Here is a 23,928-nt window from a genome sequence, read left to right as displayed (position 1 = left end):
TTCCTCCCGCGATCTGAGGAGGCCAGCCTAACGACCGGGCGGGGAAGGGCAACCCTCTCGACGGGTGCCCGGGCTTGTTGCTAGGCCGTGTCGATGATCGAAACGACCGCCAGCCTGCTTGGCCTGATCAACGTCTTCCTGGTCGTTCGCCGCAGCATGTGGAACTATCCCTTCGCGCTGGCGATGGTCTCGCTCTACGCCTGGGTCTTCCATCATGAGAAGCTCTACAGCGACGCGCTGCTCCAGCTCTTCTTCTTCGTGGTCAATCTCTATGGCTGGTGGAACTGGGCGCGCTCGCGGGCGGGGAGCGGCGAAGTGGTGGTCGAGACGATGGGCATGCGGGCGCGGCTGGGCTGGGCGCTGGTCTGCGTCGCGGTGATCGGCGCCTGGGGATATGCGATGCACCGGCTCACCGACGCGGCTTATCCCTGGTGGGACGGCAGCATCGCGGTGCTCAGCATCGCCGCGCAGATCCTCCAGTCCCGCCGCAACTGGGAGAGCTGGGTGCTGTGGATCATCGTCGATCTGCTCGCGATCCCTTTGTTCGCCGTAAAGGAATTGTGGCTTACGGCGGGGCTGTACGGGGTGTTCCTGGCGCTTTCGCTATGGGGGCTCGCCGACTGGCTGAAGGCACGGAAATGAAGCTGCGCACCATCTGTCTCCACGGGCCGGAGAGCACCGGCAAGTCCACCCTGGCGCCGCGCATCGCCGCTTATCTCGGCGGCGAGGTGGTGGACGAATATGGCCGAGAATATGCCGAGGCGCGCGGCATCGACTTCACGATGCGCGATCTGCTCGAGATCGCCAAGACGCACGATGCGGGCGCACGCACCATGGTCGCGGCGGGGCTCAGGCCGCTGGTGCTCGACACCGATCCGCTGATGACCGCGGTCTGGGCGGACATGCTGTTCGGCGAGCGCGATCCCTGGTTCGACGAATGGCAGGGCATGGCGGATCTCTATCTGCTGTTCGATATCGACATGCCCTGGCGCGCCGACGGCACGCGCATGTTCGGCACCCGGGAATTGCGGCAGAAATTCTACGACCTCAGCAAGGCCGAGCTCAAGCGGCGCGGGGTGCGCTGGGCGCATGTGTCGGGCCAGGGCGAGGAACGCTATGTCAACGCCATCGCCGCGATCGAGGCGGCCCAGGCGGAGGGCTGAGGCGCGGCTCCCACGATTGCAGGATGCGTATGCTGCACTTGCGAGAAATTGTGGGTGCTTGTCATAGTTCGTACACAATCCGATCCTAACGGCGCCCTGCAGGGGGCGAGAGCCGCTCTTCGATAACAATAATGTCCGGCGTGACGGCGGCGCGATTCTGCGAATGCGGGGTCGTGTTCGTTGCTGCGCGTCGGGCGCACAGCAGGGAAGAACCATATGAAGACCCGCATCACCAGAACTGCCCTTTTCCTGGGCGCGGCGTTCGGCGCGCTCGCGATCGGCGGCACCGCGCAGGCGCAGGACGCTGCCGCCCCGGCCGCCGACGAGCCCACGACCGAGATCGTCGTCACCGCCGAGCGCCGTCCCGAAGCGCTGAAGAACACCCCGGTGTCGGTCGCGGTGATCGGCGGCCAGGATGCCCGCGACTTCACCGCCAGCGGCGACGACACGCTGCTCGCGCTGTCGGGCAAGGTCCCCAGCTTCTATGCCGAGACGACCACCGGCCGCATCTTTCCGCGCTTCTACATCCGCGGCCTGGGCAATATCGACTTCTACCTGGGTGCCTCGCAGCCCGTGTCGATCATCCAGGACGACGTGGTGCTCGAGCATGTCGTGCTCAAGTCGAACCCGGTCTATGACCTCGATCACGTCGAAGTGCTGCGCGGCCCGCAGGGCTCGCTGTTCGGCCGCAACACCACGGCCGGCATCGTCAAGTTCGACACCGTCCGCCCGACGCTCGACGGCCTCGATGCGCGCGGCACGCTGAGCTATGGCAGCTACAACAGCATCAGCCTGGACGCCGGCATCGGCGGCCCGCTGGCCGACAATGTCGCGATCCGCGTCTCGGGCCTGTTCCAGCACCGTGACGACTATGTCGACAACACCTATTCCGGCCCGAACTCGGATGGCACCCAGCGCCCGAAGAAGAACGCGATGGGCGGCTTTGACGAGCGCGACGCCCGCATCCAGCTGCTGGTGAAGCCGACCGAGGACTGGACCTCGCTCTTCTCGGCGCACATGCGCAACTATAACGGCACGTCGACCCTCTTCCTGCGCAACGCGCTCAAGAAGGGCTCGAACGACGTCAGCAACGTCTCGCGCACCACGGTCCAGTATGACGAGGCGGCGAACAATCCGCAGGACTATGACACCTACGGCCTGTCGTGGAACAACAGCTTCGATTTCGGCCCGGTCACGCTGACTTCGATCACGGCGTTCGAGACCAGCTCGGGCTATAGCCGCGGCGACACCGATGGCGGCTTCAGCCAGCTCGGCTACAATCCGGCGACGGGCACGTGCCGCGATTGCGGCCAGTCGATGGGCCGCCTGCGCGGCCTCGACCAGTGGTCGCAGGAAGTCCGCCTCGCCAGCAACGGCACCGGTGCCTTCAAGTGGCAGATCGGCGGCATGTATTTCGACAGCCGCGACATCACCGAATTCTACCAGCGCGCCTGGTTCCTGAGCCCGAACGTGGTCGGTCGCAACCCGAACAACTGGGTGCGCCTGCACGACGTGAACACCAGCTGGGCGCTGTTCGGCCAGGCGAGCTACCAGGTGACGCCGCGCTTCCGCCTGACCGGCGGCGTGCGCGTGACTCAGGACACCAAGACCACCGATCTGCTGAAGACCGCCGACACGGCGGCGGGCGCCGTGACCTATACCGGCCGTCGCCACGTCCGCCTGTCGGACCGGCAGCCGAGCTGGGACGTGAGCGCGCTCTATGAGGCGAGCGACGATCTGAGCCTCTATGCCCGTGTCGCGCGCGGCTTCCGCGGCCCGACCATCCAGGGCCGCTCGGCGGTGTTCAACTCGGACTTCACCACCGCCAATTCGGAGACGATCCTGTCGTGGGAGGCCGGCATCAAGTCGAGCCTGTTCGACAACAAGGTCCGCTTCAATCTGACCGGCTTCTACTACACGGTCGACGACATCCAGCTGAACGGCAACGACTCGAACGGCAACGGCGTGCTGTTCAACGCCGACAAGGCCGAGGCTTACGGCGTCGAGGCCGAGCTGAACGTGCGCCCGGTGCGCAACCTCGCGCTCTCCTTCGGCGCCAGCTGGCTCCACTCGGAGATCAAGGACAAGCGCGTCTACGCCCAGGTCTGCGCGCTGGCCGGCACCGTCGTCTGCACGGTCAACGATCCCACCATCACCCGCACGGTCTTCGGTGCGCCGACTGTGTTCGCGCAGATCGACGGCAACCCGCTGCCGAACGCGCCGGAGTACAACCTCAGCGCCACCGCCCGTTACGACATCCCCGTCAGCGACAGCGGCAAGGTCTTCATCTCGACCGACTGGAACGTGCAGGGCTACACCAACTATGTGCTCTACAAGACCAACGAGTTCTATTCGAAGGGCAATTTCGAAGGCGGCCTGAAGATCGGCTACCAGGGCGGCAACGGCGCCTGGGAAGTCGCCGCCTTTGCCCGCAACATCACGAACGAGAAGAACCTCAAGGGCGTGATCGAGAACTATATGGCCGCGGTGCTCAACGAGCCGCGCGTCATCGGCGTGTCGCTGACCGGCCGGATCCATTAATCCCTTTTCCGGCGGTCAGTCGGGCCCGGCGGATTGCAACTCCGCTGGGCCCGTCCCCCCTTCAGGGCAGAACGCTTCAGGGCAAAAAAGGGCGGGTGCCGATGGCGCCCGCCCTTTTCTCTACCGTTCGGGACTTTGCCCTGGCGTTCGGGGAATGTCAGTTCGACGGCGCCAGCTTGGTGTTCAGCACCCAGCCGACATTGTCGTTCTCGTCGGCGACTTCCCACCACAGGCCGTTCTTGTTGCCCGTCGGATAGACGATCGCGCCCACGGGGAGCGTGCGGATCACCTTGCCCGTCGCGGCCGGGGTGGTGCGCATCGCGACCGGCGCCTGGGCAGTGAAGGTCTTGGCGGGCGCCGCCTGGGCGGTGCCGGCATCGCCCGGCCGGACCAGGCCGAGATCGGTGACCATCTTGGCATAGGCCTGGATGAAGGACAGCGTCACGATCCGGCCGATATCGGTATTCTCATAGCCGCCGCCGACCGCGCCCGCCGCGCCGCCGAGGAAGCCGACGCCGCCGCCGGCGCCGAACCCGATATCGTTCTTGGCGGCATAGCCTTCCTGCACCGCGATCGTCTCGGTCGTGCGGACATTGGTGAGCGAGAGCACGGTGTTCGCCTCGAGCTTGCGCGACTTGATGCCGCCGAGCAGCCCGCCGACCCGGCCGCCGACCAGCCCGCCCACGATGCCGCCCACGGCGCTGCCGCTGGCGTTGCTGTTGGCGCCCTGCACCTCGGCGACGAGCACATAATCGGCCGCCTTGATCTGCCCTTGCCCGACATTCGCGCCACGCTGGAGGCCCAGGCCGCCGCCGATGTCACGCTCGCGAGCCGCTGCCTGCAGGCCGGAACCGCGATCGACCAGGTTGAAGCAGCCCGAGCGCTGCACCAGCACCTTGAGCAGCTTGGCGGGCGGGGCCAGCTGATACTGGGTCCAGCCGCTGGGATCGTCGCCGTCGACGATCGAGAGCGTGCCGAGCTTGCGCGTGCAATGCGGCACGTCGTTGACGGCGGCCTGCTGCAGCTTCTCCCCCTTGGTCGGCTTGGCCTGCTTCTGCGCATAGGCGCCGCTCGCGCCGAGCAGGGCAGCCGAAGCCATCATCGTCTTCACAATGAACGCGGTCTTCGAGGTCATGGTTCTCTCCCTCTGTTTGAAACCATCGCCCGGATAGCGGCAAACGCGTCGCGGTGAAATCACAGAAGGAACGCGTCGTGTATTTCGGGCCCTTTGGCTTTCGCGTGCAAGCTGCTAACGCGCCCCGATCATGGCAACCGACCTTTCCAAGATCCGCAATTTCTCGATCATCGCACATATCGACCATGGCAAGTCGACTCTGGCCGACCGGCTGATCCAGCGCACCGGCGGGCTCTCCGAGCGGGAGATGTCCGCCCAGGTGCTCGACAACATGGACATCGAGAAGGAGCGGGGCATCACCATCAAGGCGCAGACCGTGCGCCTGGAATGGAAGGGGCATGTCCTCAACCTGATGGACACGCCCGGGCATGTCGACTTCGCCTATGAAGTGAGCCGCAGCCTCGCCGCCTGCGAAGGCGCGCTGCTGGTGGTGGACGCCGCCCAGGGCGTCGAGGCGCAGACGCTCGCCAATGTCTATCAGTCGATCGAGCACGACCACGAGATCATCCCGGTCATCAACAAGATCGACCTGCCCTCGGCCGAACCGGAGAAGGTGAAGAACGAGATCGAGGAGATCATCGGCCTCGACGCCTCGAACGCGGTGCTCGCCAGCGCCAAGGCCGGCATCGGCATCGACGAGATCCTGGACGCGGTGGTCGAGCGCATTCCGGCGCCGAAGGGCGATCCGGACGCGCCGCTGAAGGCGATGCTCGTCGACAGCTGGTACGATCCCTATCTGGGCGTCGTCATCCTGGTCCGCGTGATCGACGGCACGATCCGCAAGGGCCAGCAGGTCAAGTTCATGCAGACCGGCACCACCCATCTGATCGACCGGGTGGGCTGCTTCCGTCCCAAGCTCGAGAACCTGCCCGATCTGGGGCCGGGCGAGATCGGCTTCATCACCGCGCAGATCAAGGAAGTGGCCCAGGCGCGCGTCGGCGACACGCTGACCGACGCCAAGAAGCCCGCCGCCGAAGCGCTGCCGGGCTTCAAGGAAGTCCAGCCGGTGGTGTTCTGCGGCCTGTTCCCGGTCGATGCCAACGACTTCGAGAAGCTGCGCGAATCGATCTCGAAGCTGCGCCTCAACGACGCTTCGTTCAGCTTCGAGATGGAGACCAGCGCGGCGCTCGGCTTCGGCTTCCGCTGCGGTTTCCTCGGCCTGCTCCACCTGGAGATCATCCAGGAGCGCCTCAGCCGCGAATATGATCTCGACCTGATCACCACCGCGCCATCGGTGGTCTACAAGCTCAAGCTCACCAAGGCGGCGGGCGAGGCGGAAGCGCGCGAGATCGAGCTCCACAATCCGGCCGACATGCCCGATCCCAACCGGATCGCGGAGATCGAGGAGCCGTGGATCAACGCGGTGATCTATGTGCCCGACGAATATCTCGGTCCGATCCTCAAGCTCTGCCAGGACCGGCGCGGCATCCAGAAGAACCTCACCTATGTCGGCGGCCGCGCCCAGGTGACCTATGAGCTGCCGCTCAACGAAGTGGTGTTCGACTTCTACGATCGCCTGAAGAGCATCAGCCGCGGCTATGCGAGCTTCGACTATGAGCAGATCGGCCACCGCGCCGGCGATCTCGTCAAGATGAGCATCCTCGTCAACAACGAGCCGGTCGACGCGCTGAGCATGATCGTCCATCGCTCGACCGCCGAGAGCCGGGGCCGCGGCATGTGCGAGCGGCTCAAGGACCTGATCCCGCGCCATTTGTTCAAGATCCCGATCCAGGCGGCGATCGGCGGCAAGGTCGTCGCCCGCGAGACGATCGCGGCGCTGCGCAAGGACGTGACCGCGAAATGCTATGGCGGCGATATCACGCGCAAACGCAAGCTCCTGGAGAAGCAGAAGGAAGGCAAGAAGCGGATGCGCGAGTACGGCTCGGTGCAGATCCCGCAGGAAGCCTTCATCGCGGCGCTGCGGATGGGCGAGGAATAGGGCAGCTACGGCCGCCTACATCGACCGCAGCAGCTTCGTCCGTTCCGCGCCCGCCGGCATCGCGATCGCCGCCTCGCCCAGCGCGATGCGCGCATTGCAGATGTCTGCGGGCGATCCGCGGTACATCGCCGCATCCTCCATCCGCTTCTCGCTGATCCCGGCGCGCTTCGTGGCGTCGCGGAACACGCTGTTGGGGATCATGAAGGTCGTCCGCCCGGAGCTCGGCCTGGGTTCCGCCGCGGGCTCGAGCAGCAGGCGCGAGATCATCGTCCGGTGGCGCTTGTCCAGGCTGTCGGGCAGGTCGCCGGCATTGAGCGGCTTGCCCTGAAAGAAGCCGGCGCATTTCGCGGGAGCGATGCTGCGCAGTATCTTGGCCTTGTCGATCACCAGCGTGCGATAGGCGATCAGCGTGTCGGGCGAAGCGGTGGCGATCCGGTCGAACGCTCGCTCGTTCAGCACTTCGGACACGTTCTTGAGGAAGCTGAACAGCGTCTGCCCCTGCTCCTTGCCGATCTGCCAGTTGGAGCGGATCAGCTGGGCGAGCTTCGGGTCCTTCTCGTCGATCTGCTCGAGCGTCAGGCTGCCATCGCCGACCTGCGTGAGCAGCGTGGCGATGTCGTGCGCTTCGTCGCCGAGCTTCGCGGGAGGTGAAGGCAGGGGCACGGCCGGTTCCGCGATCGACCAGTTGGAGAGCACATGGTCGCCCTGCTTGGTCAGGGCCCCGATCACCGGGAACACGAACAGCACGAGCAGCAGGAACCAGAGCAGATAGCCGGGCAGGCGCTTGGGCGGGGTTTCGTCGACGACCAGCGGCTCGATGCTCTCGCTCGCCGCGCCGCGCCGGTCCCACAGGGCAACGCGCTCGGGCTCGAAATTGCCCTCGAGCCCGGGATAGGCGACGCGCACTTCGTGGAGCAGCTTGTGAATCTTCCGCAGCGACACGCGCCCACGCACTGCATCCTCGCCCGCCGGCGTGCTGAGCTCGCACCAGGCTTCGAAATGCCGGTTTCCCGGCGTGCGGATCTGATCCAGGAAGCTGAGCATCCGGTAGCGGTAGACGACTTCGGCCAGGCCATCGCTCTGGCTGATCATCCCCTCGTCCCGGACCCAGCCGAAATATTCGGTCGCCGGCAGGATGAGCGTGTCCGAAAAGGGAATGGTGTAGCCGAGCAGCCCGGCGATCCAGCGCTCCAGATCAGCGTAGAAGTCGAGCTGGTGCAGGCGCGGATCGGCGATCAGCACGCGCCAATGGGCGAGCATCTCCTCCCGTTCTGCATCGGTGGGCCAGGGGCGGGGCTCGAGGTTGTTGCGCTGGAGCAACTGGGCAAGCGCGGCGGCATGTGCATCGAATTGCTCGGGCGTGGGCGGGGACCAGGGCCCCTCGCGGGCGGCCGGCGCGGGCTCCGCGGCGGGCGGGGGCGCCGGCGCGGCGGCGAGATCGACCTGGAGCGAACCGGGGCCTTCCGCCATTTCCAGCGCTTCGGCTTCGAGATTCTCCTCCTCGCGCTGGTGCGCCATCCACCGCGCGAGGTGCTGAGCGTGCTCGAACGCCTCGCGCAGCGCGATGAACGCCTGGGGATCGCGGTCGACGTCGATCGCCTTGAGCTTGGCGGCATAGGCGCGGCGAACTTCGCGGATATCTTCCGTCGGGGCGAGCCCGAGCAGCCGCCAGGGGCCGTGACGCGCGCTCATTTGCCGATGACCATGGTGAGGAAGGCATTCAATCCAAACGCGAACAGCAGCAGGATCACCATGACCAGGCAGCCGATGGCGAACGATGGAGGCGATCGGGTATCGGGCTGTTCGTGCGCGGTGCGGGCGGCCTCGGCATGGAGTTCCCATGTCGCCAGGCGAACCGGATCGAACGTCTCCGAAAGTTGCGGCAGCGCGTAGCGCATGGCCGCGATCAGCTCGAACATGATATAGGGATGCACCGGCCGCGAACGGGATGCGCCACCCGAGGGCCTGCACAGTTCGACCCAGGCCGAATGGTGCCGCGATCCGGACTGTGAGGCCATGTGCAGCAGCCGGAGCAGGCGATAGCGCTGCGCGATCTCGAAAAGATGGCGGTTGCTGTGGACGTTCCGGTCGGCGTCGACCCAGCCGAAACGCTCGGCGGCGAGCATCAGAATCGGCGCGGACAGCGGAGAAGTGTAGGCGATCACCGCGCTCGCCCAGCGCTCGACCCGATCCGAATAGTCGAGCCGCTCCATGCGCGGATCGGTAACCAGGCCCCGCCAGTGCGATATCAGTGCTTCCTGCGCTTCCGGGGCCAGCCAGGGCCGGCCGGCATCCCCGTTCGAGAGCAGGTCTAGCATCGCCCTGGCGTGCCGCTGTCCCGCGCTCTCCTCCGGCGCAGGAGCAGCGTCCGCCGGCGCGTCGGCAGAGGCGAGCGGCGGGAGCGTGCCGGGCGCGGGCGTTGCCTCCGGAGGCGCGGCCGCGGCGAGCGCGCGCTCATAGGCGTTGCGCAGCCTGATAAAGGCCTGCGGATCGCTTTCCGGATCGATTGCCTTCAGCCGCGCGGCATAGGCGGCGCGGATCGCACGGTTCTCCTCCGTCGGCGCGATGCCGAGCAACTGCCAGTCAGCCGCTCCGGCGCTCACAGGAAGCGTTCGCCTTCGATCTCGTCCAGCGCCTCGATCAGCCGCGCCCGCGCTTCCTTGATCGTGCGCGGATCCTGGGTGCCGAGCGCGCCTTCGAACGCCCCGATCCATTGGCCGACCAGATCGCGGCGCTCGGCGACGAAGCCTTCGTAGCAGCGCGCCGCGCGCGCGAGCACCGCGGCATTCTCGCTCTCCTCGCGCGGATGGACCTTCAGCGCGGCGAGCTCGGCGCGGCGGGCGGCGATCTGCTTCTCGTTCATCGCATCGGCCTCGTCGATGATGACGAGGTTGCGGGTGGTCCCCGTCGCCGGGATCGAGACATCGACTTCCAGGATCCCGCTGCTGTCATAGGTGAAGCGGCACTCGACCATCACTTCGCCCGCCGGCTTGGGCGGGATCGGGAGCGTGACTTCGCCGAGCTTGACGTTGCCGGTCACTTCCCGCGCTTCCCCCTGATAGATGCCGAAGCGGAGCGCGCGCTGATTGTCGGCGACCGTGCCATAATATTTGACGCGGCTGGCGGGGATCGTGGTGTTGCGGTCGATGATCGGCGAGAAGAGGCCGGTGCGCCAGCCGCCCCCGCCATCGGGCTCGGCATTGTCCACGCCCAGGGTGAAGGGGCATACATCGGTAAGCCGCACTTCCTCGAGCGCTTCGGCGCGCGCGAGCAGGCCGGCCTGGACCGCGGCCCCGAGCGCGACGGCATGGTCGGGATGGACGGTCGCGTTGGGAAAGCGGCCGAACATGCGCGTGATCGCGCGGCGCACCGCCGGCATGCGCGTGGCACCGCCGACCAGCACGATCTCGCTCAGCGATTCCACCCGGATGTTCGAATCGCGCAGCGAGCGCAGCACCGGATCGCGCAAGCGCTGGAGCAGCGGCGCGGCGGCTTCCTCGAACGCGGCGGAGGTCACGTCCGCGGTGAAGCTCTCGCCCTGCCACACGATCGAGAATTCGGTTTCGTCCGCCTCGCTGAGCTTGCGGCGCGCGCGTTCGGCGGCGGCGCGGAGCAGCTCATGGAGGATCACCGGGTCCGCGCCCTCGAGCTTGCGCTCGGGATCGAGCGCGCGGCGGGCGATCTCGATCACCTTGTCGTTGAAGTCCTCGCCGCCCAGCCGGTTGTCGCCAGAGGATGCGCGGACCTCGACCACGCCTTCGAACACTTCGACGATCGACACGTCGAAGGTGCCGCCGCCCAGATCGAATACCAGGAAGGGCTCCTGCTCGTGGGTCTGGATGCCGAAGGCGAGCGCGGCGGCGGTGGGCTCGTTGACCAGCCGCTCGACCTTCAGCCCGGCCAGTTCGCCGGCACGCCGGGTCGCCTTGCGCTGGCGATCGTTGAAATAGGCCGGGACCGTGATCACGGCGCCGGTGACGCTCTCGCCGGCAAAGGCTTCGGCATCGGCCTTGAGCTGGCGCAGCACGAGCGCCGACAGTTCCTCGGCGTCATAGGTGCGCTTGCCGAGCGTCACTGTCTGCTGCGTGCCGATATAGCGCTTGAACGCGCTGACCGTGTCGCGCGGGTGCGTGGACTGGCGCTCGCGCGCGGCCATGCCGATGAGCATCCTGCCCTTGTCGTCGATCGAGACCGCCGAAGGGGTGAGCAAGTCGCCGATCGCATTGGGGACGAGCACTGCCTGCCCGTCGCGCCAGATCGCGGCGGCACTATTGGTAGTGCCGAGATCGATACCGATGATCACGTGATTCCCCCTTGTTCGCTTCAGGCTAATCAGCCTTTTGACGAAGCGCTAGGGGGATGGAGCGCCTGCCGTCCGGGATGGTGGATGGCGTGACGCCTGGTGAACGATTGTCGCCGGATTGTCATCGTTCCGTCGCGCGGCGTTTATAGAGGCGAGCCTTCGTAACGAAGGGGGACCCATGCTGCTCGCCACATTGATGCTGCTCCAGACCGTGCCGGCCGCCGCCCAGGATATGCGGGCGGTGCCGACCGCCGAGGTGCGGGCGATCGGGGAGACGCAGGCGGTGGCGAGCCTGGAGGATGCGGCGGACGATCCCGCGATCTGGCGCAACCCGCGCGATCCCGCGCGCAGCCTGATCGTCGCGACCGACAAGAAGGCGGGGCTCAACGTCTATGACCTGTCGGGCAAGCTGCGCTCGACGCTGCCGGCGGGGCGGGTGAACAATGTCGACCTGCGGGTCTGGGGCGGCCAGGTGATCGTGGCGGCGAGCGACCGCAACGACAAGGCGGCGGCGAAGCTGGCGCTCTATACGCTGGACACACGGACGGCCGCGCTCGCCGAGATCGGGCGGTTCGATGCCGGGGCGGGCGAGGCATATGGCCTCTGCATGTATGCGCCGCGCGGCGGGCGGCTGCATGCCTTTGTCGTGCACAAGGGCGGCACCATCGTGCAGATGGAGATTCTGCGCGAAGGCGGAGCGATCAAGGCGGACCGGGTGCGCACGATGCGGCTCGCCACCCAGTCCGAGGGGTGCGTGGCGGACGACCGGACCGGCACGCTGTTCGTGGGCGAGGAGGATGTCGGCGTATGGCGGTTCGGCGCGAATCCGCGCGATCCGATCGCCGGGGAGAAGGTGATCGCGGTGGACGGCAAGCGCCTGGTCGCCGATGTGGAAGGCGTGGCGATCGCGGCCGAGGGCGCGCGGGGCGGCTGGCTGATCGTGTCGAGCCAGGGTGACAATGCCTATGGCGTGTGGCGCCTGCGGGACATGGCCTATGCGGGACGGTTCCGGATCGCGGCGGGGAAGTTCGGCGCGACCAGCGAGACCGACGGGATCGAAGTCTCCACTGCGAGCTTCGGCCCCGGGCTGGGGGGCGGGCTGATGCTGGCGCAGGACGGAGACAACGCGCCCGCCGCGCAGAATTTCAAGCTGGTCCGCTGGACGGATGTGCGCAAGGCGCTGGCGTTGAAGTGAAGGCCTTGCCTCGTTGCGTGGCGGGTGTCAGGCAGGGGGCATGACGATCGAAGGAGGGATCGACCGGCGGACGCTGCTTGCCGGGATGGGCGTGGCGGCGATGGCGCCGGGCGCGGCGGCCTCCGCCGGCGTGCGGGCGCCGCTGGTGCTGGCGGCAGCCAGTCTGCAGGAATCGATGACGGCGGCGGCGGATGCCTGGGCGCGCAAGGGGAGGCCCCGGCCGGTCTGTTCCTTTGCTGCTTCTTCGGCACTGGCGCGGCAGATCGCGGCGGGAGCCGCGGCGGACCTGTTCGTCTCGGCCGACGAGCCGTGGATGGACGATGTCGAGAAGCGCGGGCTGATCGTGCCGGGCACGCGCGCAGCGTTCCTGGGGAACCGGCTGGTGGTCGTGCGGCCCAGGGGCGCGCGAGGCGATGCCGGGCCGCGGGTGCCGCTGGCGCGGCTGCTGGGCGGCGCGCCGCTGGCGCTCGCCGATCCGGACGCGGTGCCGGCCGGGCGTTATGCCAGGGCGTCGCTCGAGGCGCTGGGCGCCTGGGATGCGGTGAAGGCCCGGGTGGTACGGGGCGAGAGCGTGCGCGCGGCGCTGGCGTTCGTCGAGCGCGGGGCGGCGCCGTTCGGGATCGTCTATGCGACCGACGCGCGGGCTTCGGCGCGCGTCGAGGTGGTGCGCGTGCTGCCCGATGGCAGCCATCCGCCGATCCGCTATCCATTGGCCCGGCTGAAGGCATCGGCCAGCCCCGATGCGGAGCCGTTCCGCCGCTTCCTGCTGGGCGGCGAGGGGCGGGCGATCTTCCGGCGTTTCGGCTTCCTGCCGCTGTGATGCTTACGCCCGCGGAATGGAGCATCGTGCTGCTGTCGCTACGCGTGGGCGGGGTGGCGGTGCTGATGTCCCTGCCGGTGGCGTTCGCGCTGGCCTGGCTGCTCGCGCGCGGGCGTTTTCCGGGGAAGCTGCTGCTCGACGGGCTGGTGCACCTGCCGCTGGTGGTGCCGCCGGTGGTGACCGGCTGGCTGTTGCTGCTCGCCTTCGCGCCGGCAGGGCCGATCGGTGCCTGGCTGGAGAGCTGGTTCGGCGTCTCGGTGCTGTTTCGCTGGACCGGGGCGGCGATCGCCTCGGCGGTGATGGCATTGCCGCTGATGGTGCGCGCGATGCGGCTGTCGATCGAAGCGGTCGACCGGCGGCTCGAGCAGGCGGCGGCGACGCTCGGCGCCGGGCGCTGGCGGGTGTTCACGAGCGTGACGCTGCCGCTCAGCCTGCCCGGCGTGCTCGCCGGCGCGGTGCTCGGCTTCGCGCGGGCGCTGGGCGAGTTCGGCGCGACGATCACCTTCGTCTCCAGCGTGCCGGGCGAGACGCAGACCCTGCCGCTCGCCATCTATGCCGCGCTCCAGTTGCCGGGCGGCGAGGGCCAGGTGCTGCGCCTTGCCGGTATCTCGGTGCTGCTCTCGCTGGGAGCGCTGCTCGCCTCCGAGATCATCGCGCGGCGCGCGGGCAGGGGGCTGCATGTCCTTTGACCTCGACCTGACCAGACGCCTGGGCGACGCCGTGATCGCCTGCCGGATCGTGGCGGACACAGGGCTCACCGTGCTGTTCGGCCCCTCGGGCGCGGGCAAGACGAGCGTGCTGAACATGGTCGCCGGGCTGATCGCGCCCGATGCCGGCCATGTGCGCGTGGGCGGTGAGACGCTGTTCGATGCCGTAGCCGGGATCGACGTGCCGGTGGCCGAGCGGCGCGCGGGCTATGTGTTCCAGGAACCACGGCTGTTCCCGCATCTGCGCGTGCGCGCCAACCTGCTCTATGGGCGCCGCGGCGATGATGGCGGGCTGGACGTGGACGAGACGATCGCGCTGCTCGGCATCGCGCACCTGCTCGATCGCTGGCCGCGCACGCTTTCGGGGGGCGAGGCGCGGCGGGTGGCGATCGGGCGGGCGCTGCTGTCCGATCCGCGCTTCCTGCTGCTCGACGAGCCGCTGTCCTCGCTCGACCGGGCGCGGCGCGAGGAGATCATGATCCTGATCGAGCGGCTGCGCGACGCGGTGCGAATGCCGATCCTGATGGTGACTCATGACCGCGACGAAGCGGCGCGGCTGGGAACGCGCGTGGTCGAGATCTAGGCTTCCAGCTCGGGCGCGTAGAGGCGCCACGGGTCGCCATTGCCGCGCTTCGCCGCATAGAGCGCGATATCGGCGCGGCGGACCAGTTCGGCGGAATGGAGCTCGCCGTTGCGGACCAGGGCGATGCCGATGCCGGTGCCCACCTGGTGCGTGCGCCCGTCGAGCACGATCGGGCGCGTGATGCTGGCAGCGATCCGGCCGGCGATCGAGAGCGCCACTTCCGCGCTGACGACCGCGGGCGCGATCACCGCGAATTCGTCCCCGCCCAGCCGCGCCGCGCAATCGCCATCGCGCACGGCATCGGCGATGCGGCCCGCCGCCGCGCGCAGGATCGCGTCGCCGGCGGCATGGCCGTGCGTGTCGTTGATTGCCTTGAAGCCGTTGAGGTCGAGCATGAACACCGCGGTGAGCCGCTCCGGCGCCGCCCCATCGACCAGCCGCGCCAGCGCTTCGTCAAAGGCGCGGCGATTGGGCATGCCGGTGAGCGCGTCGTGATAGCCGAGGTCGCGCACGCTGTGCTCGGCCTGGATGCGCCGCACGCGCTCGCGCTCGCGCGCGCGGTGCTGGTTCAGCCCGAAGCCGAAGAGCAGGAGGATCAGGGCCGAGGTGAAGAGCAGGAACTCGTCCACTTCGATCCGGAACTTGCGATCCGCGACATTGGCGCCTTCGTCGCGAAAGATGTCGAACGCGAATATGCCGTAGAGCCCGGCCATGGCCAGGAGAATGACGAACCAGGTGCCGCGACTGAGCAGCAACGCACGAATACCAGCTTCCATGGCCGGGATTCCTGCACCGTAACGGTTAATTCCGAGTGGATGCCGCCATTAGGAGAGATGCGAGCGCAAGGTTCATCGGCGCATCGATGCCGTGCCGCGCGCCCTGGCGGACGATCACCATGTTGCGCGCATCGACTTCGGTCTGGCGGCCCGCCTCGAAATCGGCCTGGAGCGAGTTGACCGATTGCGGATGCGCGAGCGTCGTCCATCTGACGACCTGGTCGGCGAGCTTGTCGGGCAGGTCGGCGCCCTCTGCCCGACCCACCGCGATGCATTCGCGCACGAGGACGCGCATCACTTCCGCGACGCCCTGATCGTTTGCCACCTCGGCGGCGCGGTGGGTGAGCGCGCTGACGATCCCCGAGCAGTTGATCGCGAGCTTGCGCCAGGCCGCCGTGACGAAATCGGGCGTGGTCCGCGCGTCGATCGGCGTGTCGGCGAACAGTGCGACCAGGGCCTCGCCGGCCTCGCCCTCGGGCACGTGGATCGTGCCATTGCGGCGCTGGACGATGCGGCCGGGGGCGTGCCGCTCGGCCGGCAGGTCGATGATCACCGGCACGGTGCGCTGGGCCGGCACCTGGGGAAAGCGATCGCGCTGCTCGACGCCGTTCTGGATCACCGCGAGCCGGGTGGCCGGGCCCATCAGGCCGGGCAACCACGCCGCCGCCGCGGCGCAGTCATAGGTCTTGGTGGTGCAGAGTATCCAGTCCACCGCATCCGCGCCGGCCGGATCGGTGAGGATGCGCGGCGCGGCGCGGATCGGGCCCTCGGGCGTCTCGACCTCGAGATCGGCGAGCGGGGAACGCGCGCAGATCGTGACGTCGTGATTCTGGGCCAGCCAGGCGGCCAGGGTACCGCCGATGGCACCCGCGCCGATCACCGCGATGCGGACCATCAGATGCCGCCCAGATAATCCATCTTGCCCATCGGCGCGCCCTTGTGGCGCAGGATCGCGTAGGCGGTGGTCATGTGGAAATAGAAATTGGGAAGCACGAAGCCGGTCACATAGGGCAGCCCCTTGAAGTGGAAGCTGCGGCTGGGCGTCTTCACTTCGACATCGGTGTCCTCCCGCCCGTCGATCGCGTCGCGCGGGATGGCCTTGAGGAACGCCACGGTGGCGGCGATGCGCGCCTGAAGCTCGTCGAAGCTCGTCTCGGTATCGGGCATTGCCGGTGCATCGATCCCGCCGATCCGGGCCATGGCGAGCTTCGCCGAATCGCTGACACGCTGGATCTGCGCAGTGAGCGGCGCCATGTCCTCGGCCAGCCGCGCGGCGAGCAATTCCTCGTGCTGGATGCCCTGCTCGTCGGCCCATGCGCGCGCCTTTTCGAGAAAGGCGGCCATTGCCTTGAAGCCGCGCAGGAAGACCGGGACGGTCAGGTCGTAGAGTTCGGTTGCCATGGCCGCGCAGATACGCCCCCGCGAAACGCGGCGCAACGGGCGTGGACGGGGGCGAAATGTTTCCGACGATGCCCGATACTGGGCCGCAGCAAAATGCACGATGGCGGTTCGCGACAAAGATTCTTGCCAAGGCAATGGCTTAGGGTGGTGTCACTGAATTGTCTCCAATAAGAAATGTACCATTCATGATCTGACGCAACCGGGCCCGTGCACATCGAAGGGGGTCCGATTTCATGTTTCGTCAACCGTCTCTCCGCACGCGCCTGCTGTTTGGCGCCGTGCTCTTCGCCGCACCGGTCGCCGCGCACGCCCATGACGTGACCGGCAATGTTTCCGAGGCGAGCGGCACCCGCAACCTGCAGGGCGCGCGCGTCACCATCGTTGAGCTGCGCCGTACCACCGAAGCCGACGCTTCGGGCAGCTTCCGCTTTGGCGACGTGCCGGCCGGCACCTATACGCTGCGCGCCGAATTTGCCGGCGTGCCCGCGAGCGAGGTGAGGATCGTGGTGCCCGAGAGCGGTGTGCTCCGGCAGGACCTGGTGCTCGGCACGGCGGGCAGCCAGATCCTGGTGGTCGGCCAGCGCGCCAACCTGCTCGGTTCGCTCTCGCGCCAGCGCGCCGCCGACGGCGTGGAGAGCGTGCTGACTCGCGACGCGGTCGGCCAGTTCCCCGACCAGAACGTGGCGGAATCGCTCCGCCGCCTGCCCGGCATCAACATCCTGAACGACCAGGGTGAGGGCCGCTTCGTCTCGGTCCGCGGCCTCGATCCGGAGCTCAACGGCACCTCGGTCAACGGCACGCGCCTGCCCGCGCCGGAATCCGATGTCCGCTCGGTCGCGCTCGATGTGATCTCGAGCGACACGATTGAATCGATCGAGGTCAAGAAGTCCCTCACGCCGGACATGGACGCCGATACGATCGGCGCGTCGATCGAGATCAACACGGTGAGCGCCTTCGCCCGCAAGAAGGACCTGCTGACCGCCTCGATCGAGGGCAGCTACAACAATCTGCGCGAGACGGTGACGCCCAAGGCGAGCTTCGATTTCTCGACCCGCATCACCGACAATTTCGGCATCGCCGGCGGCGTCTCCTATTATCAGCGCAAGTTCGCGACCAACAATGAGGAGATGGACGGCTGGGACGAGGATGGCGGCAACGCTTATGCCGACACCGTGGAATATCGCGACTATGACGTGGAGCGTAAGCGCTTCAGCTCGTCGCTGTCGCTCGATTTCAAGCCCAGCGAGACCACCACGCTCTATGCGCGCGGCCTGTATTCGCGCTTCGACGATCAGGAATATCGCCGCCGGCTGACCTTCGAGATGGACGAATCGCCCTCCGGCGGCACCGCCACCGGCGCCACCTTCGATTCCCGGGACGGCGAGATCACGGTCACGCGCGACCTCAAGGATCGCTTCGAGCGCCAGGAGATCAAGTCGGTCACGCTGGGCGGCGAGACCAAGGCCAATGGCTGGCGGCTCAACTATTCGGGCAGCTGGGCCCGGTCGAGCGAGCGCGAGAACGGCTCGATCGATCCGGCCGCGTTCGAGCGCAAGTTCGACGATGGCGACAATTTCGTCGTCGCCTTCGACTATGGCGACCCCATGAAGACCCGCTACAATATCGTGGCGGGCCAAGCGGCGTTCGTCGATCCGACGGGATATGCGTTCGACAAGCTCGAGCGCACGACGCTGAGCGATTCGGTCGATACCGAATGGGCGGCCAAGGCGGACCTCGCCAAGACCTTCGCGACCGGCGCGGGCGAGTTCACGGTGCAGGGCGGCGCCAAGTTCCGCTGGCGCACCAAGCGCTACAACGCGAACATCGACGTTTATGAATATGACGGCCCGGGCGACCTGACCATGCGGGACCTGCTCGGCCCGCAGGACTATGACCTGGCGAACATCGAGCCGGCGCTGTCGAAGACTGCGTTCCGCACCTATTTCGACGCCAATCGCAGCCTGTTCGCGCTGGACGAAGGCGACACCTTCGAAAGCTCGAACGACTCCGACTACAAGGTGAAGGAAGACGTCTCGGCCGGCTATCTGCTCGCCCGCTGGGACAGCGCCAAGATCCGCGTGATCGGCGGCGTGCGCATGGAGCGCACCCATAACGACATCCATGGCCAGGTGCTGGACCTGGACGCCGGGACGGTGACGCCGATCCGCGTCACCCGCAGCTATACCGACTGGCTGCCCAGCCTGACCACGCGCTTCGAGCCGACCGACGGCCTGGTCCTGCGCGCGGCCGGCTATCGCAGCCTGGTGCGCCCGAAATTCTCGAAGCTGGCCCCGCGCGTGGTGATCGAGGACGATGAGGGCGAGTTCGGCAACCCGAACCTCCAGCCCTACAAGGCGTGGAACTTCGATGCCTCGGCGGAATATTATTTCGGCAAGGGCGGCGGCCTGTCGCTCGGCTATTTCCACAAGGACATCAAGAACTACATCGTCGACCGCGTATATGAGGACTATGCCTATAACGGACGCACCCTCGATCAGGCGCTGGTCCCCTACAACGGGCCGAGCGCGCGCATCAACGGCGTCGAGTTCAGCTACAGCCAGGTCTACAGCTTCCTGCCGGGGGCGCTGAGCGGGCTGCTGACCCAGATCAACTATACCTTCACCGACGCCAAGGGCACGGTGCTCAAGGATGGCGACATCGGCGATCCCCGGGTGATTCCGCTGCCTTCGTCGGCGCGGAACACGTTCAACGTCGTGCTGGGCTATGAGAAGGGGCCGATCTCCTTCCGTGTCGCCGGCACCTATCGCGACAAATATCTCGACGAGCTGGGCGACGATGCGACCGAGGATCGTTATGTCACCGATCACTTCCAGCTCGATATCAGCGCCAAATACTGGATCACCAAGAACATCCAGGTCTTCGGCGACCTGATCAACCTCACCAACGAGCCCTATTACGCCTATCGCAACTTCGCGGGCCGCTCGCGGCTGCTGCAATATGAGGACTATAGCTTCACCGGCAAGTTCGGCGCGAAGATCAGGTTCTGATCGCGGCGGCACGAGGAACGAGGAGAGCCGGCGCGGCATGGACCGCGCCGGCGCTTTCGGCCGGGTTGGGGACTCATATGCCCCACCGTCATCCCCGCGGAGGCGGGGATGACGGAATGAGAATGTTATCTGTATAAACTCAAAGAGTTACATGCGTTCCCACCCTAGTGCAGCGTGGAGCCGTTCACTCCCGGGCGCTGCCCGGCGGGGCGATGGCCTTGCGGCGCGACGATGGTGAAGCTCGCGGCGCTGTCGGCCAGTGTGTCGACTTCCCGGGTGAGGTTGCGCGCGGCAGCGGAAGTCTCCTCGACCATCGCGGCGTTCTGCTGGGTGCCGCGATCCATGTCGCCGACCGCGTCGCTCACCTGGCTGATCGCATGCGACTGGGCGTTGTTGTCCTCCGCCATGGTGCCGATCAGGGCGTGGACCTGGCCGACATCGCCGGAGATGTCGGAAAGGGCGCCGTCGACCTTCTGCACCGCGTCCACCGCGGCGACGATGTCGGCCTGGGTCGCGGTCAGCTGGTCGCGGGCGCGGCCGGCCTCTTCCTCCGCCCGCATCGCCAGGGCCGAGACCAGATCGGCGACGACCGCGAAGCCGCGCCCCGCCTCGCCGGCGCGGCCCGCTTCCACCGCCGCGTTCATCGCGAGCACCCGCGTCTGGAAGGCGATCTTGTCCAGCCCCTCGATCACGCCGTCGATGCCCTTGGCGGACTCCGACACGCGCGTCATCGCCTGCACCGCTTCATCCGCGATCGCACGGCCGTTGCCGACCACGGCGATGGCGCCATCGGCGCGCGACAGCGTCTCATTGGCCGAGAGCGCGATCGACTTGAGGCGGTGATCGATCGCGTGGATGGCGGCGGAAGTCTCTTCCAGGCTTGCGGCATTGCTCTCGGTACGGCGGGCAAGATCCTCCGAGGCCGAGGCGATCTCGCTCGCGCCGGTGCGGATGTTCTCGGTGCCGGTCACGACATTGCCGATCAGCGCCCGCAGGCCCTGCGCGGCATCGTTGAAGCTGCGCTTGAGCGCGGCGAAGGGCCCGGTGAGTTCGGCCTCGATCTCGACGCTGAGATCGCCACGCGCCAGCGCGTCGAGGCTGGTGCCGACCGTATCGACGATCAGGCGCGTCTGCGCCTCCTTGGCGGCCTCGGCGGCCTTGAGCTTGTCGCGGAAGGCGTCGATCGCCTGGGCCATCCCGCCCAGTTCGTCCTCGCGATCGGCGTGCGGCACGCGGACCGACAGGTCGCCCCCGTCCAGCGCGCGCATCGTGTCGGCAAGATCGAGCAGCGGACGGACGAGCAGGCGGCGCGCGACCTGGGCGAGCAGGAAGGCCGTGCCCATGCCGGCGAGCAGGGTGATGGACAGGATGATCATCGCCACGGTGCCGAGCGTGGCCGAGCTGGCGGCGACCTGGTGTGCATGGCTGTCGATCGCGTCCGAAGCGGCTCCCATCGATTTCTCGAGCGCGCGGAACTGTTCCATGAAGGCCGGCAGTTGCGCACGCGCGGCGACCGGATCGCTGCCGGCGGACTCGACGATCTTCTGCGCGGCGGCGGCATAGGCGTCCATCGGCGCCTTGAGCTTGCTGGTCGCGGCGACGATGCTCTCGGCACCCGTGAAGGCGGCGTCCTTGTCGATTGCCCGGGACAGGGTGTCGAGATGCTCCTTGAGGTCGCTCAGCGTCTGCTGGCGGGCGGCGTCGCCGCCGCCGAGCAGCGCGCCGAGCACATCCGCGCGCACCGCGTCGTGCATCATGTCGGCTTCCATATGGTTCTGGAGGAGGTTCGCCGCGATCGCCTGTTCGGCGATGGCGGCATTTTCCTTCGCCACGATGAAGAGGCCGGTCCCTCCGGAAAGGGCGGCGATGCCGATCAAAACGGCGGCGGCCTGCGTCGTGGCTTTGTTCAGCGACGTGATCTTCACGAGAAATCTCCCGCGCGGAAGCCTCCGCGGCGTCCGCCTCCGAGCCAATTATAGGGGGAGCGGCCCGCGGCTCGGCGGGAGCCCTCTATTATTGTGTCCGGGGGGTTTCACAACGCGGGGCTGAAACATGGGTAGGACGACGCTTGGCGGGGGCTCGACTGCGCTCGCATTGCTTTTTTCGACATCGGCGCTGGCACAGGAAGCCGGCGATCCTGCCCTGGATATCGGCGCGACCTATCGCGTCGACCTGTCGGGCGTGAGCGCCGATGGCCGCCGGATGCGCAGCTTCGGGCTCGACGACCTGAACATCGAGGCGGATGGAGATCTGGCGCGGCTGGTCGGCTGGAAGAGCGCGCGCTTCCATATCGGCCTGCTCAACAATTTCGGCGGCCGGCCCAACGATGTGGCGGGCACGCTGCAGGGCGTCGACAATATCGAAGTCGCCTCGCCCAAGCTGCGCCTGTTCGAGGTCTGGGTGGAGCAGAAGCTGGGCACCGCGACGACGGTGCGGGCCGGCCTCTATGACCTCAACAGCGAATTCTATGCCAGCGAGGCGTCGGGCCTGTTGCTCGCACCGGCCTTCGGCGTCGGCTCGGAGATCGCGGCTACCGGCCCCAACGGCCCCTCGATCTTTCCGACCACGGCATTGGCGATCCGCGTCGAGCAGCGTTTCGGCGGCGTGGGCTTCGCGCGCGTCGCGGTGCTGAACGCCACGGCGGGCGCGCTGGGCGACGATCGCGGCTCGGCGCTCGATTTCCAGCACGGCGCGCTGCTGATCGGCGAAGCGGGGGTGGAGAAGGACGGCGACAAGCTGGCGCTCGGCGCCTGGGGCTATACCCGGCGACAGGACGACATCGCCGATACCGACGATGCCGGCAATCCGGTGCGCCGCAAGGCGCGGGGGGCCTATGTGATTGCCGAGAAGGCACTGGGCGGCCGGGACGCGCCTTTCGCCGCCAGCCTGTTCGCCCGCGCCGGGATATCGGACGGCAGGACCACGCCCTACAAGGGCGGCTGGCAGGCGGGCTTGCGCGTGGCCCATGTCGTGCCCGGCCGCGACGACAGCCAGTTCTCGATCGGTATGAACCAGGCCTATCTCGCGGACCGCTATCGCGATTTGCTGCGCGCCGGCGGCGTCCGCACCGCCACGGCGGAGAATGCGATCGAGCTGACCTATTCGGACCAGCTCGCCAGTTTCCTGACCTTGCAGCCGGACCTGCAGTTCATCTGGAATCGCGGCGGTGACGAGGATGCGCCGCGCGTCACGGTGATCACCTTGCGCACGACGCTGGAGTTCTGAGGGCGGCAATCCGGCGCAGGTGAAAGAATTGTAATCTATAGATCAGGTTTAGTTGAGCCGGGATCGCATAACACTTGGCTATGACTCGCGTTGTTCTTGGTAAGGCATGGCGCGATTTGCTGATTGACCGTGGTGTGTTGCATTCATAGTCCACCCTGCAACTCTAGTAGGACAAGCGAAATGCCCGTGACCTTCGCGCCGGAGGCCGTTCCGGCGAGGTTCCCGCGCAAGTTGCGCGAACTGCACAATCATCATTTCGACTCGACCATCTGGAACGATCTGCGGTTCCGTGGCGACGATGTGGTGGTCGCCGGCTATGCCAGGTCGGGCACCACCTGGATGCAGCAGATCGTCGCGCAGCTGGTGTTCAACGGGGATCCCGAGGTTTCGATCGCGGATATCTCGCCCTGGGTCGATCTGCGGGTTGGGCCGGTGCTGGCCAGGCTCGCCATGCTGGAGGCGCAGGCGCATCGCCGCATCCTCAAGACGCATCTGCCGATCGATGCGCTGCGCTTCAGCCCCAGGGCCAAGTATATCCATGTCGCGCGCGACGGGCACGACGTGGCGCGGAGTCTGCACGATCATCATCTGCACGCGACCGACGCCTGGCATGCGATGCTCAACGACACGCCCGGCCGGATCGGCCCCCCGGTGCCGCGCGCCAATCCCGATGCCGGCGCCTATTTCCGCGAATGGCTTGATGGCGACGGCGCGCCCTTCTGGCCCTTCTGGGAGAATGTGCGGAGCTGGTGGATGGTCCGCGACCTGCCCAATGTCCACCTCGTCCATTTCGAGGCGCTGCGGCGCGACCTGGCGGGCGAGATCCGCCGGATCGCCGATTTCCTCGAGATCGAAGTCGATCCCACGAGCTGGCCGCGCATCCTGCGCCATTGCGGCTTCGACTGGATGAAGGCCAACGCCCCCCAGCTCGCCCCGCTGGGCGGCGCGCTATGGGACGGTGGCGCGGAGACCTTCATCGACAAGGGCATCGATGGCCGGTGGCCCGGAGCGCTGACGGCCGAGGACATGGCCCGGTACGAGGCCATGGCGCTGGCCGAGCTCGGCGCCGAATGCGCGACATGGCTTGCAGGCGGCGCGGCGGCGTAACGGCCGGCCGCTTGCAGATCGAGGT

At 67.4% G+C, this 23,928-nt stretch carries 19 protein-coding genes; 11 read left to right on the top strand and 8 right to left on the bottom strand.

Translation table 11 applies throughout. The annotated features are described in order from the left end of the window. Positions 1 to 93: 93 nt before the first annotated feature. The 3 genes from pnuC to OMP43_RS05275 all read left to right on the top strand — a co-directional run bounded on the left by pnuC (position 94) and on the right by OMP43_RS05275 (position 3,704). Positions 94 to 642: a nicotinamide riboside transporter PnuC gene (gene pnuC, locus OMP43_RS05285; RefSeq protein WP_348538592.1), complete on the top strand. Its 549-nt coding sequence runs from the start codon at positions 94 to 96 to the stop codon at positions 640 to 642. Continuing rightward, complete coding sequence (locus tag OMP43_RS05280) at positions 639 to 1,163, top strand: ATP-binding protein (RefSeq protein ID WP_280278685.1); 525 nt, start codon at positions 639 to 641, stop codon at positions 1,161 to 1,163. Before pnuC ends, OMP43_RS05280 begins: the two co-directional genes overlap by 4 nt. Before the next feature lie 216 nt (positions 1,164 to 1,379). After that, positions 1,380 to 3,704, top strand: a complete 2,325-nt coding sequence (locus OMP43_RS05275) for a TonB-dependent receptor (RefSeq protein ID WP_280278684.1) — start codon at positions 1,380 to 1,382, stop codon at positions 3,702 to 3,704. 157 nt (positions 3,705 to 3,861) lie between these two features. On the opposite strand, the gene OMP43_RS05270 is transcribed toward OMP43_RS05275, so the two are convergent. Next, on the bottom strand, positions 3,862 to 4,839 hold the full coding sequence (locus tag OMP43_RS05270) for a CsgG/HfaB family protein (RefSeq protein ID WP_280278683.1): 978 nt from the start codon (positions 4,837 to 4,839) through the stop codon (positions 3,862 to 3,864). A gap of 130 nt (positions 4,840 to 4,969) precedes the next feature. Between OMP43_RS05270 and lepA the strand changes: the two genes are divergently transcribed. Beyond that, positions 4,970 to 6,778 carry a translation elongation factor 4 gene (gene lepA, locus OMP43_RS05265; protein ID WP_086130217.1) on the top strand — a complete coding sequence of 603 codons (1,809 nt, stop codon included), beginning with the start codon at positions 4,970 to 4,972 and terminating at the stop codon, positions 6,776 to 6,778. Between the two features lie 15 nt (positions 6,779 to 6,793). Here the strand turns inward: lepA and OMP43_RS05260 are convergent, their stop codons facing one another. Genes OMP43_RS05260 through OMP43_RS05250 form a run of 3 tightly spaced genes read right to left on the bottom strand, consistent with a single transcriptional unit; the run spans position 6,794 to position 11,081 of the window. Next, positions 6,794 to 8,470 carry a hypothetical protein gene (locus OMP43_RS05260; protein WP_280278682.1) on the bottom strand — a complete coding sequence of 559 codons (1,677 nt, stop codon included), beginning with the start codon at positions 8,468 to 8,470 and terminating at the stop codon, positions 6,794 to 6,796. Then, positions 8,467 to 9,381: a hypothetical protein gene (locus OMP43_RS05255; protein ID WP_280278681.1), complete on the bottom strand. Its 915-nt coding sequence runs from the start codon at positions 9,379 to 9,381 to the stop codon at positions 8,467 to 8,469. The genes OMP43_RS05260 and OMP43_RS05255 overlap by 4 nt, the downstream gene beginning before the upstream one ends. Continuing rightward, complete coding sequence (locus tag OMP43_RS05250; RefSeq protein ID WP_280278680.1) at positions 9,378 to 11,081, bottom strand: Hsp70 family protein; 1,704 nt, start codon at positions 11,079 to 11,081, stop codon at positions 9,378 to 9,380. The genes OMP43_RS05255 and OMP43_RS05250 overlap by 4 nt, the downstream gene beginning before the upstream one ends. Before the next feature lie 178 nt (positions 11,082 to 11,259). Here OMP43_RS05250 and OMP43_RS05245 point away from each other — a divergent pair, with 178 nt between their 5' ends. The 4 genes from OMP43_RS05245 to OMP43_RS05230 are packed head-to-tail and all read left to right on the top strand — an operon-like array spanning position 11,260 to position 14,386. Further along, positions 11,260 to 12,276 (top strand): phytase, encoded by a 1,017-nt coding sequence (locus OMP43_RS05245; protein ID WP_280278679.1) that lies wholly within the window; start codon positions 11,260 to 11,262, stop codon positions 12,274 to 12,276. A gap of 40 nt (positions 12,277 to 12,316) precedes the next feature. Next, complete coding sequence (gene modA, locus OMP43_RS05240; protein WP_280278678.1) at positions 12,317 to 13,096, top strand: molybdate ABC transporter substrate-binding protein; 780 nt, start codon at positions 12,317 to 12,319, stop codon at positions 13,094 to 13,096. Further along, positions 13,096 to 13,785 carry a molybdate ABC transporter permease subunit gene (gene modB, locus OMP43_RS05235; RefSeq protein WP_280278677.1) on the top strand — a complete coding sequence of 230 codons (690 nt, stop codon included), beginning with the start codon at positions 13,096 to 13,098 and terminating at the stop codon, positions 13,783 to 13,785. Before modA ends, modB begins: the two co-directional genes overlap by 1 nt. Next, complete coding sequence (locus OMP43_RS05230; protein WP_280278676.1) at positions 13,775 to 14,386, top strand: ATP-binding cassette domain-containing protein; 612 nt, start codon at positions 13,775 to 13,777, stop codon at positions 14,384 to 14,386. The genes modB and OMP43_RS05230 overlap by 11 nt, the downstream gene beginning before the upstream one ends. Here OMP43_RS05230 and OMP43_RS05225 read toward each other — a convergent pair. The 3 genes from OMP43_RS05225 to OMP43_RS05215 are packed head-to-tail and all read right to left on the bottom strand — an operon-like array spanning position 14,383 to position 16,563. Beyond that, entirely contained in the window at positions 14,383 to 15,162 is a 780-nt protein-coding gene (locus tag OMP43_RS05225) for a GGDEF domain-containing protein (protein WP_280278675.1), read from the bottom strand. The two genes, OMP43_RS05230 and OMP43_RS05225, sit on opposite strands and share 4 nt — an antisense overlap. A 25-nt stretch (positions 15,163 to 15,187) precedes the next feature. Beyond that, on the bottom strand, positions 15,188 to 16,057 hold the full coding sequence (locus OMP43_RS05220; RefSeq protein WP_280278674.1) for a 2-dehydropantoate 2-reductase: 870 nt from the start codon (positions 16,055 to 16,057) through the stop codon (positions 15,188 to 15,190). Beyond that, positions 16,057 to 16,563: a DUF1993 domain-containing protein gene (locus OMP43_RS05215; protein ID WP_280278673.1), complete on the bottom strand. Its 507-nt coding sequence runs from the start codon at positions 16,561 to 16,563 to the stop codon at positions 16,057 to 16,059. Before OMP43_RS05215 ends, OMP43_RS05220 begins: the two co-directional genes overlap by 1 nt. Positions 16,564 to 16,796: 233 nt before the next feature. On the opposite strand from OMP43_RS05215, the gene OMP43_RS05210 reads away from it, so the two are divergent. Beyond that, positions 16,797 to 19,571, top strand: coding sequence for a TonB-dependent receptor (locus OMP43_RS05210; RefSeq protein ID WP_280278672.1), 2,775 nt, complete (start codon positions 16,797 to 16,799; stop codon positions 19,569 to 19,571). A gap of 164 nt (positions 19,572 to 19,735) precedes the next feature. Here OMP43_RS05210 and OMP43_RS05205 read toward each other — a convergent pair whose 3' ends face one another. Next, complete coding sequence (locus OMP43_RS05205; protein WP_280278671.1) at positions 19,736 to 21,496, bottom strand: methyl-accepting chemotaxis protein; 1,761 nt, start codon at positions 21,494 to 21,496, stop codon at positions 19,736 to 19,738. Between the two features lie 127 nt (positions 21,497 to 21,623). On the opposite strand from OMP43_RS05205, the gene OMP43_RS05200 reads away from it, so the two are divergent. Together OMP43_RS05200 and OMP43_RS05195 are read left to right on the top strand one after the other, a co-directional pair. Beyond that, complete coding sequence (locus OMP43_RS05200; RefSeq protein WP_280278670.1) at positions 21,624 to 22,796, top strand: carbohydrate porin; 1,173 nt, start codon at positions 21,624 to 21,626, stop codon at positions 22,794 to 22,796. 180 nt (positions 22,797 to 22,976) lie between these two features. Then, positions 22,977 to 23,903 carry a sulfotransferase domain-containing protein gene (locus OMP43_RS05195; protein ID WP_280278669.1) on the top strand — a complete coding sequence of 309 codons (927 nt, stop codon included), beginning with the start codon at positions 22,977 to 22,979 and terminating at the stop codon, positions 23,901 to 23,903. Positions 23,904 to 23,928: the final 25 nt, after the last annotated feature.

This window comes from Sphingomonas sp. CBMAI 2297 (assembly GCF_029870595.1).
In the GTDB taxonomy this organism is placed as follows: domain Bacteria; phylum Pseudomonadota; class Alphaproteobacteria; order Sphingomonadales; family Sphingomonadaceae; genus Sphingomonas.
Note: the sequence above shows the minus strand (reverse complement) of the source record. Positions and strands in the feature narration are given on the sequence as shown.

Bases quoted from the DNA above. Each gene is read 5' to 3' on its own strand.
- OMP43_RS05280 (WP_280278685.1), top strand. From the start codon at position 639: ATGAAGCTGCGCACCATCTGTCTCCACGGGCCGGAGAGCACCGGCAAG.
- lepA (WP_086130217.1), top strand. From the start codon at position 4,970: ATGGCAACCGACCTTTCCAAGATCCGCAATTTCTCGATCATCGCACAT.
- OMP43_RS05220 (WP_280278674.1), bottom strand. From the start codon at position 16,057: ATGGTCCGCATCGCGGTGATCGGCGCGGGTGCCATCGGCGGTACCCTG.
- OMP43_RS05245 (WP_280278679.1), top strand. From the start codon at position 11,260: ATGCTGCTCGCCACATTGATGCTGCTCCAGACCGTGCCGGCCGCCGCC.
- OMP43_RS05225 (WP_280278675.1), bottom strand. From the start codon at position 15,162: ATGGAAGCTGGTATTCGTGCGTTGCTGCTCAGTCGCGGCACCTGGTTC.
- modB (WP_280278677.1), top strand. From the start codon at position 13,096: ATGCTTACGCCCGCGGAATGGAGCATCGTGCTGCTGTCGCTACGCGTG.
- OMP43_RS05270 (WP_280278683.1), bottom strand. From the start codon at position 4,839: ATGACCTCGAAGACCGCGTTCATTGTGAAGACGATGATGGCTTCGGCT.
- OMP43_RS05230 (WP_280278676.1), top strand. From the start codon at position 13,775: ATGTCCTTTGACCTCGACCTGACCAGACGCCTGGGCGACGCCGTGATC.
- OMP43_RS05210 (WP_280278672.1), top strand. From the start codon at position 16,797: ATGTTTCGTCAACCGTCTCTCCGCACGCGCCTGCTGTTTGGCGCCGTG.
- OMP43_RS05260 (WP_280278682.1), bottom strand. From the start codon at position 8,470: ATGAGCGCGCGTCACGGCCCCTGGCGGCTGCTCGGGCTCGCCCCGACG.
- OMP43_RS05195 (WP_280278669.1), top strand. From the start codon at position 22,977: ATGCCCGTGACCTTCGCGCCGGAGGCCGTTCCGGCGAGGTTCCCGCGC.
- pnuC (WP_348538592.1), top strand. From the start codon at position 94: ATGATCGAAACGACCGCCAGCCTGCTTGGCCTGATCAACGTCTTCCTG.
- OMP43_RS05215 (WP_280278673.1), bottom strand. From the start codon at position 16,563: ATGGCAACCGAACTCTACGACCTGACCGTCCCGGTCTTCCTGCGCGGC.
- modA (WP_280278678.1), top strand. From the start codon at position 12,317: ATGACGATCGAAGGAGGGATCGACCGGCGGACGCTGCTTGCCGGGATG.
- OMP43_RS05275 (WP_280278684.1), top strand. From the start codon at position 1,380: ATGAAGACCCGCATCACCAGAACTGCCCTTTTCCTGGGCGCGGCGTTC.
- OMP43_RS05200 (WP_280278670.1), top strand. From the start codon at position 21,624: ATGGGTAGGACGACGCTTGGCGGGGGCTCGACTGCGCTCGCATTGCTT.